Genomic DNA, 14,141 nt, shown 5'->3' with positions numbered 1-14,141 from the left:
GGTCATTGCAGCGCCTTGTTCGACGCCTCGACGGCCTCGTCGAGCGCGTCCTTCGGCGACTTCTTGCCCGACAGCGCCGCCTGGACGGCGTTGCCCAGCGCGGTGTCGATGTCACCGGCCTGCGGGACCGACGGGCGCGACCGCGCCTGCTGCAGGACCGCGGAGAACGCGCTCACGTACTTGTCGTCCTTGAACACCGGGTCGTCGTACAGGGCGGTCTTGACCGGGATGTAGCCGAGCGCGCTCGCCCACTCCTTCTGCACCGCGTCGTCCATCAGCCACTTCACGAACGTCTTCGCGGCGTCGGCGTGCTTGCTGTTCTTCAGCACCAGCAGATCGAGCCCACCGAGAACCGTCGCCTCCTGCTGGTCCTTCGGCAGCGGCGCGACCGCCCACTTGCCGTCGATCCCGGCCGACTTCAGCGACGGGATCATCCACGGACCCGACGTCATCATGCCCAGCGTGCCGGACACGAACGGGCCCTTCAGGTCGTCCTCGGTCGCGCTCGCCATCCCGGCCGGCATCGCGTCCTTCTGCAGGTCGACCCACAGCTGCAGCGCCTTCACCGCCTCCGGCGAGTTGAACACGGCCGTCTTCTGGTCCTTGTCCAGCACGTCCGCGCCCGACTGCCACAGCCACGGGTAGAACTCGAAGCCGCCCCAGCCACCGAACAGACCGGCGCCCTTCACCTTGCCGTTCGTGAGCTTCTTCGCCGCGGCGCTGAACTCGTCCCAGGTCGCCGGCGGGGTGCTGATGCCGGCGGCGCTGAGCAGATCGGTGCGGTAGAACAGCGCCAGCGCCGACAGGTCCGCCGGTACGCCGTACAGCTTGCCGTCCTTGGTGATCGGCTCGAGGCTGGCCGGGAAGTACTCCTTGGCCTGGACGGTGTCGTCCAGCGGCAGCGCCCAGCCCGACGCGATGAACTGCGTCGCGCGCGGCGGCTCGACCCGGACGACGTCCGGCCCCTTGCCCCCGGCGATCTGCGTGGTCAGCTTGTCGTAGTAGCTCTTGTCGTTGTCACGGACCAGCTTCACCGTGATGTTCGGGTTGGCCTGCGAGAAGCTCGCCAGTTGCTTCTCGAACTGGGCCGTCTCGGCGTCGCTGAACTGCTCCTGGAAGGTGATCTCCACCTTCTCGCCGGCCTTACCGCCGGACGAGTCGTCCGACGACCCGCAGGCGGCGAACGCCGCGAGCAGCAGCGGCACGGCGGCCAGCGCCGTCAGCCGCTTTCCGGTTCGGTTCATTTCCTGGTACCTCCTTGGGTTGGGACCGGCCGCTCAGCCTGCGTCCTTGAGGGATGCGGTCGCGGACAGCCGCAGATCACGGCTGGACCTGCCCGCGCGGAACACGTAGCGCCCCTCGGGGATCTCCCAGCGGTGCTGTGCGACGTTCCAGGTCTCGAGAGCACGGCGCCCGACCGGGACCCGCAGCGTCGCCGACTCGCCCGCGGCGAGCTCGGCGGCCGCGAAACCGGCCAGCCAGCGCACCGGGCGCTCGACCGGCGAGTCCGGTGCCTCGAGGTAGACCTGCACGACTTCCCGCGCCTGACGGGAGCCGGTGTTCGTGAGGGCGACCTGGACGACGAGGTCGTCCGGTCCGCCGTGGAGCTCGATGCCGTCGTACTGCCAGGTGCCGTAGCCCAGGCCGAAGCCGAACTCGCGCGCCGGCGTACGGTCGAGGCGTTCCCAGCCGCGGTAGCCGATGTCGATGCCCTCGGTGTAGTCGAGCACGCCGTCCACCGGCGTCGTCTCCTTCACCGGTACGTCGGCCTCGGCCGCGGGCAGCGTCCACGGCAGGCGGCCGCTCGGCTCGGTCACCCCGAGCAGCGCGTCCGCCAAGCCGTTGCCGGCCTCCTGACCCGGCAGCCACCACCACAGGACCGCGGCGGCGCTGTCGAGCCAGGGGAGGATCACGGGAGCACCTGCGTTCACAACCACCACTGTGCGCGGGTTGGCCGCGATCACGCGCTCGACCAGCTCGTTCTGCCGCCCGGGCAGCTGGAGGTCGCGCCGGTCCCAGCCTTCGGACTCGGTCTCCTCGTTGGTGCCGACGACAACGATCGCGGTGTCGGCGGCCTGTGCGACCGCGACTGCCCGCTCGATCTCCTCGTCGGGCGGCAGCCCGGGCAGGTCGTGGCGGAGCAGGAACCGGACGAACCGGCCGTAGGCACCGGCGTCGACGACCTGCTGGTTGGACTCGATGGTTACCCGGCGGCCGCCGTCAGAGGACAGGACGGCCGCCGGGCCGTTCGGGTGGTTGGCCGACGAGTCGAGGATGACGTCGTGGTCGGCCCAGGTGGTCGACGTCGAGGCGACCTCGCCGTCGAAACGGATCGTGTGCGCCCCGGAGACGCCGACCCCGATCCGGTGATCGCCCGGCCGGTCCAGCGTGACGACCGCGCGGATCCGGGCGCGGGTCGCGCCGAGCGGCGCCTCCCGGTTCCAGCTCTCGTCGGCCGGGACGATCCGCTCCTCGCCGACCGGCACGTCGTGCTCGTCGACGAAGGTGAGCGAGTAGCCCGGGTCGCCGTCCGGCGTGGTCACCAGGCTCGGATCGATCGGCCGGGCGTGCGCGTACGCCGAGGTGCCGCGGTCCGCCGTGACCACGGCGTACGGGAGGACGTCCTGGAGCGCCTGCTGCACCGAGGCCAGGTACGGCGCGGTCACGAACGCGCTGCCGCCGCCCTGGACGAACGGGTCGAGCGCGTTCGGGCCGATCAGCGCGACCGTGCCGACCGTGGAGACCGGCAGGGGGAGCAGCCCGTTGTTGCCCAGAACAACCATCGAGCGGGCGACGGTCTCGCGGAGCAGCTCGCGGGTGGACTGCATGACCGGGAGGTTCCGCTGGACGGCGTCGACGCTGACCGGCGTACCGGGGACGGCTCCGACGCGGGTGCCGAGCCGGACGATCCGGTCGACCTTGTCGTCGAGGAGGGACTCCGGGACGAGTCCCTCCTCGACCGCCTTCTCCAGCCCCTCGGCCCACGGACCGCCCGGACCGGGCATCACTAGGTCGAGCCCGCCGAGCGCCGACTCGACCGTCGAGGAAGTCGCCAGCCAGTCGCTGATCACGACGCCGTCGAAACCCCACTCGCCCTTGAGAACGTCGTTCAGGAGCCGCGAGTGCTCGGTCGCCGGCGAGGCCTCGTAACCGTCGTCGATGCCGTTGTAGGCGGCCATCACGCTCCACACGCCGGCCTCGCGGACCGCCTTCTCGAACGGCGCCAGGTACACCTCGCGCAGCGCCCGCTCACCGATCTTCGCCAGGTACGACGTGCGCTCGGTCTCGGACTCGTTGCCGAGGAAGTGCTTCACGCAGACCGCGACACCACGCGCCTGCACCGCGCGGATGAACTCCGCGGCGATCGTGCCGGTCAGCAGCGGGTCCTCGGAGAACGCCTCGAAGTGGCGGCCGCCGTACGGGGTGCGCTGGAGGTTCACCACGGGGGAGAGGACCACGTCGACGCGCTTGCGGCGGGCCTCGCCGGCGATCAGCGTGCCGAGCCGCGCGATCAGCGCCGGGTCCCAGGTGGCGGCCAGCGCGGTCGGGCTCGGCAGCTGCGCCGACGGGCGGGTGTCCTCGTCGACACCGCGGACGCCGATCGGGCCGTCCGAGACGACGATCGGGCGCAGCATCCGCTCGGGGAGCGCGTGCAGGGTCCAGGACGTCGCGCCGGTCAGCAGGGTGACGCGGCTGCGGTACGGACCACCGTGGCTCCCGGCGGTGCCGTGGAGATCGGTCTGAACGGTCATCGGTTCTCCTCCTGCGGCCCGCGTGGTTCCGGGCCGTGTCCTGCACAGTAAGCAGGACTTACTTACTGGTTTGCAAGTTCTTGAAAGATCACTGTTTGGTAACGTTACTTACCGCTCAGAAAGTTGATCTGATTGCATGCGGTCAGGAAAACGGCTTCCCAGGCCGGATTTCGGTCGCGGAGGGTGATCTGGGAGGCTGCGCGGGGGCCGGCGGCCGACACGGGCTGTGCTGGGGGAGCGCGCGACGATCGGGCCGGAGCCGTAAGCTCGGGCCGAGGGTTACTGACTGGTCGGGAGGTCTTGGATGAGCGACGAGCAGACCTGGCCGGCACCGCCCGCGTCGGGCGCCGGACGGGCGCAACGACCGCAGAAACGGTCCGGCCGCCGCCGCGCGGAGATCCTCGACGCGGCGATGACGGTCTTCGGCGAACGCGGCTACGCGAACGGCTCGCTGCAGGACATCGCGGACCGGGTCGGGATGACGCACGCCGGCGTCCTGCACCACTTCGGCTCCAAGGAGCAGCTGCTGATCGCGCTGCTGGAGTACCGCGACGACGCCGACGTCGCCGAGCTCGAAGGACACCACGCGCCGCGTGGGGCGCCGCTGCTCGAGCACCTGGTGGACACCGCCGAGGAGAACAGCAAGCGGCCGGGGATCGTGCAGACCTACACGGTTCTGCTGGGGGAGTCGGTGACCGACAAGCACCCGGCGCGGAACTTCTTCGCCGGGCGGTTCGCCGGGCTGCGGGACATGATCACGAGTGCTGTCGCGGATGCGACGGATCGGTCGATGGACGATCCCGAGGTGATCGGGGCGGCCTCGGCGGTGATCGCGACGATGGACGGGCTGCAGACGCAGTGGCTGCTCGACAAGGACGCGGTGAACATGCGGGCGGTGGTCGATCTGACCATCCGGGCGCTGGTCCGGGAGCTGACCAAGCCGGCCGACGTGATTGCCTGACGCAACCGGTCGCCGTACACCGGACTGATCGCTTGGTGGACGGCTGTTCCAGCGGTTGAGAGTCGGCCGGGACTGTCCGTGGGCGTTGGTAGCGTCTGGGCAATGAGCGGACTGAGTCTTCAGGTCACCTCGGTGACGATCATGGCGCCCGACCCGCGGGCGCTCGCGGTGTTCTACGCCCGGCTCCTCGGCCGGCCGGTGACGACCAGCGAGGGACCGCGCGAAGGACACCCGGCCGCCGACGGCTGGGCCCAGATCCGCGCCGCCGAGGGATCCGGCGAGGTCACCCTGAACTTCGAGTACGAGGAACAGTGGAAGCGACCCCGCTGGCCGGCCGACGCCGGCGCGCAGAACGCGACGCAGCACCTGGACATCGCGGTCGACGACCTGGACGTGGCCACGCAGCACGCCGTTGCCCAGGGCGCCGTTCTCGCGGAGTACCAGCCGCAGGAGACTGTCCGGGTCCTGCTCGACCCGGCCGGTCACCCGTTCTGCCTGTTCGTCTAGACCCTCCGGAGCACGTGCAGCAGATACTCCCTGCGGTTCAGCGGATCGTGATCGGTGCGCTCCCTGCGCGGGACCGCACCGGTCACCGGCTGGTACCTCTCGAACGCCGACTCCAGCACTCCCTCACCCCTCGTCAACGCCGGAAGTTGCTGCTCCAACTGGTAGACCGCGGCCGCTGGGATCTCGCCCTCCAGCACTGACGTGTTGGTGTCGAGCGCGGGAACCCGCGGGATCGCGCGCAGCTTGGCCAAGGCGCTCAGCACACCGCGGACGGTGTCGGTCGGGAGCTCCAGCTGGAACCGGTGCATCGGCTCGTGCACCGTCGTACCGGCTTGGCGGAGCGCGGTCGTCAGGACGAGCGGCGTCAGCAGCCGGAAGTCGCCGGCGGTGCTCGACATGCTCTTGTCGAAGACGGCGTGGGCGTGACTCTGGCGTGCTGAGTACCCCGAGTGGGTCATCACGACGCGGGCATCAGGGATCTCCCAGCCGCGCAATCCCTGCTGCAGCGTCTCTTTGACGGTCTCCTCGACCGCCTTGATGAACGCGTACGGCATCGACCCGAGCTCGACCTCGAGGGCGAAGTCGACTCCTCCGCCTGGTGGCGCCGGCTCGACGCGGAGGCCGATGGTCGCCAGGAACGGGTTCGGATCGACCTTGTTGAACTCGACCGCCGCGCCTGGTCCGTCGATGCGCTCGATGTGGATCGTGGTGGTCTCGCGGAAGTCGACGTCGAGCCCGTACTCGGCGGCGAGGGTGGTCTGGATGACCTCCTTCTGCACCTCGCCGTAGAGAGAGACCGAGGTCTCCTGGCGGACGTCGTCCTGACGCAGGTTGATCAGCGGGTCCTGCTCGGCGAGCTGGGAGAGCGCGCTCTGGAGGTTCCCACGATCGGACGCTTTCGCCGGCAGCACAACGGTCTCGAGCGTCGGGGGAGCGAAGAACGCGCTCTCCCTGCTCTTCTCACCGCTGGTGCACGTGGTGCTGAGCTCGTCGCCGATCCGGACCTCCGCCAGCCCCCACAGCTTCCCGATCTGCCCCGCCGCGACGCTCGCCCGCGTACTCGTCGTACCCCCGTCGAACACGCTGATCGCCGTGACCTTCGCCTCCCGATCACCACGGAACCGCAGCCGGTCGCGCGTCCGCACCTCGCCGCTGAACATCCGCACGTACGCGACCTTCTCACCCGCCGCGCCGCGCTCGACCTTGAACACCGACCCGGCCACCGGCGCCTCCAGATCTCCTTCCGGCGCAGGCAACAACTCCCGGATCCCGTCGATCAACGCCTCGACCCCGGCGCCGGTGATCGCCGACCCGAAGTACACCGGATGCACCACCGCCCGCCGCGTCTGCTCGGCGAGCCCGACCCTCAGCGTGTCGTCGGAGAGCGCGTTCTCGTCCTCCACGTACGCCGCCAGCAACTGCTCATCGTGCTCGGCGAGCACGTCGACGAGTCCTTCGGGTCTTTGCTGCGGCGTGAAGCCCGCCGCTGCGGTCCCGATCGCGTTGGTCGTCCCCATCGCCACCACATCCGGCGACAGCTTCGCCCGGAGCTCCTCGACGAGCGACTCGTTTCGAGCCCCCGCCCGGTCGATCTTGTTCACGAAGATCAGCGTCGGGATCCGCAACCGTTGCAGCGTCCGCATCAGGATCCGGGTCTGCGCCTGCACACCCTCGACCGCCGACACCACCAGCACGGCGCCGTCGAGCACGCCGAGCACCCGTTCGACCTCGGCGATGAAGTCCGGGTGGCCGGGGGTGTCGATCAGGTTCACGGTGAGATCGCCGAGCGCGAACGAGACCACGGCCGACTTGATCGTGATCCCACGCTGCCGCTCGAGCGCGAGCGAGTCGGTCTGGGTGCTGCCGTCGTCGACGCTACCGACCGCGTCGATGACCCCGGCGGCGTACAGCAGCCGCTCGGTCAGGCTGGTCTTACCGGCGTCGACATGCGCCAGAATTCCGAGGTTCAGTGCTTTCACGCAGCTTCATGTCCCTTGTGCAGGTGGGGGTGCGGAACGAGGTGGACATGAACTGAGGTCGCATCTCTCGGCACTCCTTCGCTGCGGGACAGTCCTTGGAGTACACCAGCCACGGGTGACCGCGGCAAACGGTTTTCGGCTGTCGGCGGCCGCCGCTAGGGTTCGCCCGGTGAACTCGAAGACCGACGAACTGCGCGCCGCCCACGACACCCTCGCGGAGGTCTACGTCGAGGCAGTCCGCGGCGCCCTCGACCGAATGCCGACCGAGCGCGCGATGCTCGACCTCTTCAGCGACTACGTGCTCAGCGCCGCCCTGGGCGCCGACGTAGCCGACATCGGCTCAGGCACCGGCCGCCTCGCGCCGTACCTCGCGGGACGCGGCCTCACGCCGTACGGCGTCGACCTCTCACCCGGCATGGTCGAGGTCGCCCGCCGCGACTACCCAGGGTTCTCCTTCGTGTTCCAAGGCACCCGCCCCGCCGACGAGGAGATCCCGCAGGAGCACGCGTACCTGCTGGCCCGGAGAACCGATGCTTGACCTGTCCCGGCACATCCCCGAAACCATCAAGTCCCTGGATCCCGCCCAAGGCTTCGTAGGCAACGAAACCTTCCGCGTCCGCACCACGGGGGAGACCTACTACCTGAAGTCCGGCCGCGGAGTGGTCGCCGAGTCCCGAGCCTGCCGCCAGGCCACCGACGCCGGCGTCCCGGCCCCCGAGGTCGTTGCCGTCGACACCGACCAGCTCCTCCTGCGCGAGGTCCCCGGCACCGCCGTCGACCCGTCCGACGTACAGGTCCTCACCGCAGCCGGCCAGACCCTGGCCACCCTCCACCAATCACCCGGCGACGCCTACGGCCCGCTCGCCGGCTCCCTCCACACCACCTGGTCCAGCTTCCTTCTCGCCGAGGTGAACGCACTCGACGGCCTGGTCACCGCCGGCCTGCTCCCAGAAGCGCACCGCACCCAGCTCATCGACCTGCTCCACACCCACGCCACCGACCTGGAACCCCACCACCCGGTCCTCCTCCACGGCGACCTCCACCCCCGCCACCTCTACACGGCCAACAACACCCTCACCGGCATCATCGACTGGGGCGACGCCCTGTACGGCGACCCCCGCTACGACCTGGCCCGCTTCTCCATCGCCGGCCCCACCGCCACCCACGCCGTACTCGACGGCTACAACCTCACCCTCACCCCAGCCCTGCAGAGAACCTTCGCCCTCTACCGAGCTCTCTGGTCAGCCATCGTCTGCCGAGCCGAACTCGAAGCCAACGGCGACTGGTTCGACACCCACCTTCAACGCATCGCCGAAGACCTGAACTACCTCAGCTGACCAACGTCCCCACCCGCTCACCCCGACAGATCGCCGCCGCCGCACCCACCGCGTCGATGTCGAACACATGCAACGGCAGCCCGTGATCCCGAGCCAGGATGAACGCCGACTGATCCATCACCCGCAACTCCCGCTCGATCACCTCCTGATACCCCAGCCGCTCGAACCGCCGCGCCGTCGGCACCTTGTTCGGGTCCGCGTCGTAGATGCCGTCGGCCCCGTTCTTGGCGACCAGCAACCCATCGGCCCCGAGCTCCACCGCCCGCTGCACCGCCGGATAGTCGGTCGTCGTGAACGGCTGCCCGTTCCCACACCCGAGCAGCACGATCGCCCCCTTCTCCAGATGCCGGATCGCCCGCAACCGGATGTACGGCTCCGCCAGGTTGTCGATCGGAATCGCCGTCATCAACCGCACGTCCACGTCACCCAGCGCCGCGATCCGCCCCCGCAGCAGCACGGCGTTGATCACCGTCCCCAACATCCCGATGTTGTCCGCCTCGACCCGATCGATACCCCACTCCTCGGCCCGATTCCCACGAAACACATTGCCGCCACCGACGATCACAGCCACCTGTACTCCGGTCGCCTGCGCCGCCAGCACCTCGGTGGCCAAGTGCGTCAACCGCTCACTGCTGAACCCGAACTCACCGTCCCCAGCAATCGCCGCTCCGGACAACTTCACAACAAGACGCTTCAGCACAACCTCCTCCAAGCTCACGGTCGCGGCGCATTCTGCCGCACCTCAGGCGGCATCACGACCCAGTTCCTCCACGCCCACCAACGCCGGCAGATCACCCCGCACCAGCCCGCTCGTCCGCCCGCCCGCCCCCGGCAACTGACGCACTCCAGCGGGGGAGCACCCGCGGCCGCCGTCGAACTCACCCAACGGCCACCACTCCAACCGCCCAGGCACACAGAGGCACGCCACCACCACCCGCCCACCGCCTACCCGCACACCCGTACAGCGGCACACCGGCACCTGGCCCACCCACGTCGCCAACTCACAGGCGCCACCTAACGCTCATTCGGCCGGCCGCGGCGAGAAGCTCAAACAACGTGCCCCGGCGGGAATGCGGCGACCAGCCAGAAAGCCCTACGGGTCGAGCACTCTGTCGAGCGTCTGGTACGTACGGTTGCTCGCGGTGGCAGCCCGGCGCTCTCGCCCGGTGGCTTCGATGTAGTTCTGACTCGTCGCAAGGCTCGCGTGCCCCAGCAGCGCCATGATCTCCGACGCCGTGGCACCGTCCTCCGCGAGCCGCGTAGCGAACGTATGCCGAAGAGCGTGCAGATTGGCCCCGACAGGAACCCGGTCATGGAGCCCAGCCCACCGATAGCAAGACTTCACCAAGTACTCCAGCCCACCCCGCCCGATCGGATCACCATTGCGATCCAGCAAGAGCTTGGTCGACCGCGTGGTACGCCGGCTCGGGAAACGCCGATCGCAGGAGTCGGCGTACGACTCGATGATGCGTTCCATGATCGGCTCCACCGGGATCGACCGATCTCGACTGCCCTTGCCGTGGACGTGCAAGCGCATCTCACCGGGCCGGCCGGCGAGCGAGTCGGCGGTCAGCGTGCGCATCTCGGCCGAGCGAAGCCCGGCGACCAGGCCGAGCGCGATCACCAGCAGATCGCGTTCAGGCCAAGGATCGCGAGCCCGGCGATCACCGTCGGCCGCCGACTTCAGCAGCTTCTCCGGAGTGTCCTCGCCACGCAGCGGCTTGGGGGACAGGGGAGGGGTCTTCGGTCGCGCGACCGCGCCCATCGGGTTCCCGGCGAGCAATCCGTCGGACACGCAGAAGGTGAGGAACTGGTTCCACGTCGACCACGCCCGCAGTACGGAGCTCTTCGCATGATCGTCCGCGAACGCACCGAACGCCGTACGCAAAGCTGACGCCGTCAGCTCGTCGACCTCGAACGACTCGGGGGAGTCGGTGAGCAGGGCAGTGATCCCGGCCAGGTCGCGACGGTAGGCGTCGGTGGTGTGCGGGGAGTCCTTGCGCGGCCGCCGCGCGGCGAAGAACGCGGCCTGAGCTTCGAGCACCTTCATGAGCGCTACTAATACCGCCACCCACCGACAGTTTCCGAAGCCGTTGCCACGAGCAACTATAACTGCTGCATAATGGTGATTATGCATGACAGAACAGGGGGAGAAGAGGCCGCCAACACCCCCTGGGGGACCGCCTACCGCAGGACGCCGAAAAGCACAGGCGCCCCGACGCCCACCTGTGCCACGATCACCCGTATGTACAGTTTCTTCCGACTGGCCTAGCGTCCCGCTGGCCAGTACGAGGCGTTCGCCCGCGGCTAGCGAGGCGGGATCCAGCCGTTCGGCGGTTCCCGACAGCTACCGGGAAGAACCGCCATGCCCTCCACGCGCTCCAGCGCGTCGATCCGGGTCCTCGTGCGCACCGTCACGGGCCTGGAGCAACTGGCTGCCGCCGAGCTGACCACCGCCGGCCATCACGTGATCGACATCTCCAAGCGCCAGCTCGTCGTCGACGCCACCACATCGATCCTCACCGATCCACCGAGAATCGCCGACGACCTGTTCCTGCTCGCCGCTCAGCTCGACGACCCCGGCCACACCAAATCCGCCCTCGCGACGCTCACCAAGCAGCTCCAACGCAGCCTCGAGATCCCATGGCCGCACCGACAACCGTTCGCCGTCAGCGCCTCGTACGCCGGCCGCCGCACCTTCAACCGGTACGACGTTGAAGACCTGGTCGGCGCAGTCATCGCTGATCACACCGGTACGCCGTACCACTCGCGCCGTACAACCAAGCCACCAGAACCCCGGATCGACTGGCGCGTCATCCTGGACGGCACCTCAGCCCACATCGGCATCCGCCCGTTCCCAGCGCCGCTGCACCGGCGCGCCTGGCGCCACCAAACCGTCCCAGGCAGCCTGCACCCACCAGTCGCCGCCGCCATGGCACAGCTCGCAGCGATCAAGCCGGGTCAAGTTGTCCTGGATCCATTCTGCGGCGCCGGCACGATCCTCGTGGAAGCCCAACAGCTCGAACCCGGCGCCCAGTACGTCGGGACCGACCACGCCGAGGCGTCTCTCAGAGCCGCTCAGAGAAACGCCACCGGAATCCACTGGCAACTCGGCGACGCCCAGCGCCCGCAGATCGCCGCCGACAGAATCCTTACGAACCCACCCTGGGATGTCCGGCTGTCCATCGGCGACCTCACGCCGTACCTCAACAGCTGGCGCAGCATCGACACAGTCGTCGCGATCGTCAACAACCACCAGGTCGCAACACTGACCCGACACCCAGCCTGGACGACCGCAGACGTCCACGAACTGAGCCTCGCAGGCCTCCATCCCCGCATCGTCGTATTGCGCCGATAATGAACATTATGTCAACTAGCGGAGGGCGCGCCACCAGATGAAGCAGCCCGCAGCCGCGGAGCCACTACCCCAGATAGCTCACCTGTCACGTTCGGCGCTGATGATCAGGAAGTTCGGCAGCGCGACGTAGGACTCGATCGCTTCGATTCCGTGTCTCGTGCGACCTGTGGGTCCAGTCTCGGCTCGCACACTTCAGTCACTCGGCACCCGAGACCGATGACCTCGTTGAGGTAGGCCGACAGCGGGCGATGGAAGTCAGGTGCACGGCCTCCTGTCATCTCGTACTCATCGAAGTACCGATCAAGTTGGTAATGACCGTGATCCCGCCACGTCGAGTAGAGATTCTCGAACGCCGGATGATTGATCGAGAACACGAACCGGCCGCCCGGCTTCAGCGCGCCGACGCATGCCGCCATCGCCGGCCGCCAGGCCGGTATGGCGAGCAGCACCATGCTGCAGACCACCGCATCGAACGGCTGACCGACCTCCGGCAACATCGAGAGATCAGCATGCACGAACCTGATCCCCTGACGCCGCTCCTGCTCCAGCTTCTGAGCGCGCGCCAGCAGTGCGGCAGCCGGCTCCACGCCAACCACCTCAGCTCCCCCGTCGGCCAACAGCCGACTCAAATAGCCTTCGCCACTGCCTGCATCGAGGACTTTCCGACCGTCGACAGGCCCCAGCATTCGGAGCAGGTTCGCATTCAGCAGATGGCGCTTGGGAAAGTCGCCCTGATCGTCGTACGCCTCAATCGCGTCAATCGGCAGCGCCGACCAGGCTGCGATCGCCTCTGAGTTGCTGATCGTGGACATGCGGTCACACCTCTCCGACGACAGGTAGGCACGGACAGCCATTCAACCTAGCGCCCCGACCAGACCGCTCCGCACACGGTTCCATCACCCGGCGCGGGAAATCCGATGGAGTTTCGGAGGCTGGTCGTGATCCCCTCCTGCTGGAGGACGCGCGGGCCGATCCGCGTGTCATCGAGTGACGGAGGTGATCGTGATGGCCGGCTATGGAGCGCTGTCCGACGTGTACGAGTGGCTGATCGGCGACGACAAGTTGACGCCGGCCGACGCGGCCGCGGCGTACTCCAGCGATGTCGTCGACTCCTTGCCGCCGAACGCCCGCGTCCTCGACTGCGCCTGTGGAACCGGGCAGCTCGCCGTCGGCCTTGCGGGTCTCGGCCTTGACGTGACCGCAACCGACGCCAGCGATCAGATGGTTCGCCGTACGGCGGGGCTCGCCGGTGAGCACGGTGTCTCGCTTCGAGCCCTCCGCGCGAGCTGGGACGAGCTGCCCGGGCAGCTGGAGGACTCCACGTTCGACCTGGTGTTCTGCGTCGGCAACTCGCTCGGGCACGCGGAGGGCGCCGCCGGGCGCCAGACCGCGCTGGAAGCGATGTCGCGGTTGCTGAAGCCTGGCGGACGCCTTGTCCTGTCGTCGCGCAACTGGGAGCTGGTGCGCTCCGCCGGTTCACGGGTCGACGTCCGCGACCGACTGATCCGCCGCAACGACCGCGATGCGGTCATCAGCTACTACTGGCAGATCGCGCAGCGCTGGGAGGATGAACACTTCCTCGAGATCGTGGTCGCCCAGCTAGGGCCGGATGGGTCGGTCCGAGCGTCCTCGGAGCGGTTGTCCATCTGGCCCTACCGGTACGACGACCTCCTGGCGCACCTGCAGACCGTCGGGCTCACGCTGCAGTCCACCACCTTCGCCCCGGAGAACGACAACTACCTGGTGGTCGCCGGCCGCGCGAAGGTCATCCAGTAGCGCCGAGGAGCTGCTCCTCCAGGAGGACCTTCACCTTCGCCAGGTAGCTCTCCACCAGTCCCCCGTACCAAGCGACGAGCTCGTCGACCGGCGGCAGATCCGGCAGCACCGACCGCAACAGCTCCGGATCTGCTTCCAGCCGGTGGGTGAACCGCGACGTCTCCCCCGTGATCGGCTCGACGATCCGCGTGTTCTCCAGGTACGTCGGGAAATCGGGCGCCGTCCGGATCCGGCTCAGCCGCGGCGCGTCGTACTCGACCAGAACCAGCCGTGTCGCCATCGACCGCCCGTCGAACGTCGCGTGCTCGACCAGGGACGCCCCGACCTCGAACGGCTGCGCCACCTCGAACGACGTCGCCTCGGACCGCCACAGCGGGTCCTTCGTGTAGTCCGTCACGAAGTCGAAGACCGTCTGCTGCGGCACGCCGATCTCGATCGAGCGCTCGGTCACTCGCCTGTCACCCATCACTT

At 68.6% G+C, this 14,141-nt stretch carries 13 protein-coding genes; 6 read left to right on the top strand and 7 right to left on the bottom strand.

Translation table 11 applies throughout. The annotated features are described in order from the left end of the window. Nucleotides 1-2: 2 nt before the first annotated feature. Together ACZ6Z4_RS10490 and ACZ6Z4_RS10485 are read right to left on the bottom strand one after the other, a co-directional pair. Nucleotides 3-1,244, bottom strand: coding sequence for an ABC transporter substrate-binding protein (locus ACZ6Z4_RS10490; RefSeq protein WP_465561135.1), 1,242 nt, complete (start codon nt 1,242-1,244; stop codon nt 3-5). A gap of 33 nt (nt 1,245-1,277) precedes the next feature. Beyond that, nucleotides 1,278-3,752 (bottom strand): beta-glucosidase, encoded by a 2,475-nt coding sequence (locus tag ACZ6Z4_RS10485; protein WP_465561133.1) that lies wholly within the window; start codon nt 3,750-3,752, stop codon nt 1,278-1,280. Nucleotides 3,753-4,056: 304 nt separating this feature from the next. Between ACZ6Z4_RS10485 and ACZ6Z4_RS10480 the strand changes: the two genes are divergently transcribed. Together ACZ6Z4_RS10480 and ACZ6Z4_RS10475 are read left to right on the top strand one after the other, a co-directional pair. Then, nucleotides 4,057-4,713 carry a TetR/AcrR family transcriptional regulator gene (locus ACZ6Z4_RS10480; RefSeq protein ID WP_465561130.1) on the top strand — a complete coding sequence of 219 codons (657 nt, stop codon included), beginning with the start codon at nt 4,057-4,059 and terminating at the stop codon, nt 4,711-4,713. 102 nt (nt 4,714-4,815) lie between these two features. Continuing rightward, entirely contained in the window at nt 4,816-5,220 is a 405-nt protein-coding gene (locus tag ACZ6Z4_RS10475) for a VOC family protein (RefSeq protein WP_465561127.1), read from the top strand. On the opposite strand, the gene ACZ6Z4_RS10470 is transcribed toward ACZ6Z4_RS10475, so the two are convergent. Then, a complete protein-coding gene (locus tag ACZ6Z4_RS10470) occupies nt 5,217-7,199 on the bottom strand; it encodes a GTP-binding protein (RefSeq protein ID WP_465561124.1) in 1,983 nt (660 codons plus the stop codon). The two genes, ACZ6Z4_RS10475 and ACZ6Z4_RS10470, sit on opposite strands and share 4 nt — an antisense overlap. A gap of 169 nt (nt 7,200-7,368) precedes the next feature. Here ACZ6Z4_RS10470 and ACZ6Z4_RS10465 point away from each other — a divergent pair, with 169 nt between their 5' ends. Together ACZ6Z4_RS10465 and ACZ6Z4_RS10460 are read left to right on the top strand one after the other, a co-directional pair. Then, nucleotides 7,369-7,737, top strand: a complete 369-nt coding sequence (locus ACZ6Z4_RS10465) for a methyltransferase domain-containing protein (protein WP_465561122.1) — start codon at nt 7,369-7,371, stop codon at nt 7,735-7,737. After that, nucleotides 7,730-8,536: an aminoglycoside phosphotransferase family protein gene (locus ACZ6Z4_RS10460; RefSeq protein WP_465561119.1), complete on the top strand. Its 807-nt coding sequence runs from the start codon at nt 7,730-7,732 to the stop codon at nt 8,534-8,536. The genes ACZ6Z4_RS10465 and ACZ6Z4_RS10460 overlap by 8 nt, the downstream gene beginning before the upstream one ends. Here the strand turns inward: ACZ6Z4_RS10460 and pyrH are convergent. Together pyrH and ACZ6Z4_RS10450 are read right to left on the bottom strand one after the other, a co-directional pair. Then, nucleotides 8,529-9,218, bottom strand: a complete 690-nt coding sequence (gene pyrH, locus ACZ6Z4_RS10455) for a UMP kinase (protein WP_465561116.1) — start codon at nt 9,216-9,218, stop codon at nt 8,529-8,531. The genes ACZ6Z4_RS10460 and pyrH overlap by 8 nt on opposite strands. A 411-nt stretch (nt 9,219-9,629) precedes the next feature. Then, complete coding sequence (locus ACZ6Z4_RS10450; RefSeq protein WP_465561112.1) at nt 9,630-10,586, bottom strand: tyrosine-type recombinase/integrase; 957 nt, start codon at nt 10,584-10,586, stop codon at nt 9,630-9,632. Between the two features lie 315 nt (nt 10,587-10,901). Between ACZ6Z4_RS10450 and ACZ6Z4_RS10445 the strand changes: the two genes are divergently transcribed. Further along, nucleotides 10,902-11,894, top strand: coding sequence for a methyltransferase domain-containing protein (locus ACZ6Z4_RS10445; RefSeq protein ID WP_465561110.1), 993 nt, complete (start codon nt 10,902-10,904; stop codon nt 11,892-11,894). Nucleotides 11,895-11,998: 104 nt separating this feature from the next. On the opposite strand, the gene ACZ6Z4_RS10440 is transcribed toward ACZ6Z4_RS10445, so the two are convergent. Beyond that, on the bottom strand, nt 11,999-12,706 hold the full coding sequence (locus tag ACZ6Z4_RS10440) for a class I SAM-dependent methyltransferase (protein ID WP_465561107.1): 708 nt from the start codon (nt 12,704-12,706) through the stop codon (nt 11,999-12,001). Between the two features lie 193 nt (nt 12,707-12,899). Between ACZ6Z4_RS10440 and ACZ6Z4_RS10435 the strand changes: the two genes are divergently transcribed. Next, complete coding sequence (locus tag ACZ6Z4_RS10435) at nt 12,900-13,670, top strand: class I SAM-dependent methyltransferase (protein WP_465561104.1); 771 nt, start codon at nt 12,900-12,902, stop codon at nt 13,668-13,670. Here ACZ6Z4_RS10435 and ACZ6Z4_RS10430 read toward each other — a convergent pair. Continuing rightward, entirely contained in the window at nt 13,660-14,136 is a 477-nt protein-coding gene (locus ACZ6Z4_RS10430; RefSeq protein ID WP_465561102.1) for an SRPBCC family protein, read from the bottom strand. The two genes, ACZ6Z4_RS10435 and ACZ6Z4_RS10430, sit on opposite strands and share 11 nt — an antisense overlap. Between the last annotated feature and the right edge of the window lie 5 nt (nt 14,137-14,141).

This window comes from Kribbella sp. NPDC104740, assembly GCF_055583505.1.
Note: the sequence above shows the minus strand (reverse complement) of the source record. Positions and strands in the feature narration are given on the sequence as shown.

Bases quoted from the DNA above. Each gene is read 5' to 3' on its own strand.
- ACZ6Z4_RS10490 (WP_465561135.1), bottom strand. From the start codon at position 1,244: ATGAACCGAACCGGAAAGCGGCTGACGGCGCTGGCCGCCGTGCCGCTG.
- ACZ6Z4_RS10485 (WP_465561133.1), bottom strand. From the start codon at position 3,752: ATGACCGTTCAGACCGATCTCCACGGCACCGCCGGGAGCCACGGTGGT.
- ACZ6Z4_RS10480 (WP_465561130.1), top strand. From the start codon at position 4,057: ATGAGCGACGAGCAGACCTGGCCGGCACCGCCCGCGTCGGGCGCCGGA.
- ACZ6Z4_RS10475 (WP_465561127.1), top strand. From the start codon at position 4,816: ATGAGCGGACTGAGTCTTCAGGTCACCTCGGTGACGATCATGGCGCCC.
- ACZ6Z4_RS10460 (WP_465561119.1), top strand. From the start codon at position 7,730: ATGCTTGACCTGTCCCGGCACATCCCCGAAACCATCAAGTCCCTGGAT.
- ACZ6Z4_RS10450 (WP_465561112.1), bottom strand. From the start codon at position 10,586: ATGAAGGTGCTCGAAGCTCAGGCCGCGTTCTTCGCCGCGCGGCGGCCG.
- ACZ6Z4_RS10445 (WP_465561110.1), top strand. From the start codon at position 10,902: ATGCCCTCCACGCGCTCCAGCGCGTCGATCCGGGTCCTCGTGCGCACC.
- ACZ6Z4_RS10440 (WP_465561107.1), bottom strand. From the start codon at position 12,706: ATGTCCACGATCAGCAACTCAGAGGCGATCGCAGCCTGGTCGGCGCTG.
- ACZ6Z4_RS10435 (WP_465561104.1), top strand. From the start codon at position 12,900: ATGGCCGGCTATGGAGCGCTGTCCGACGTGTACGAGTGGCTGATCGGC.
- ACZ6Z4_RS10430 (WP_465561102.1), bottom strand. From the start codon at position 14,136: ATGGGTGACAGGCGAGTGACCGAGCGCTCGATCGAGATCGGCGTGCCG.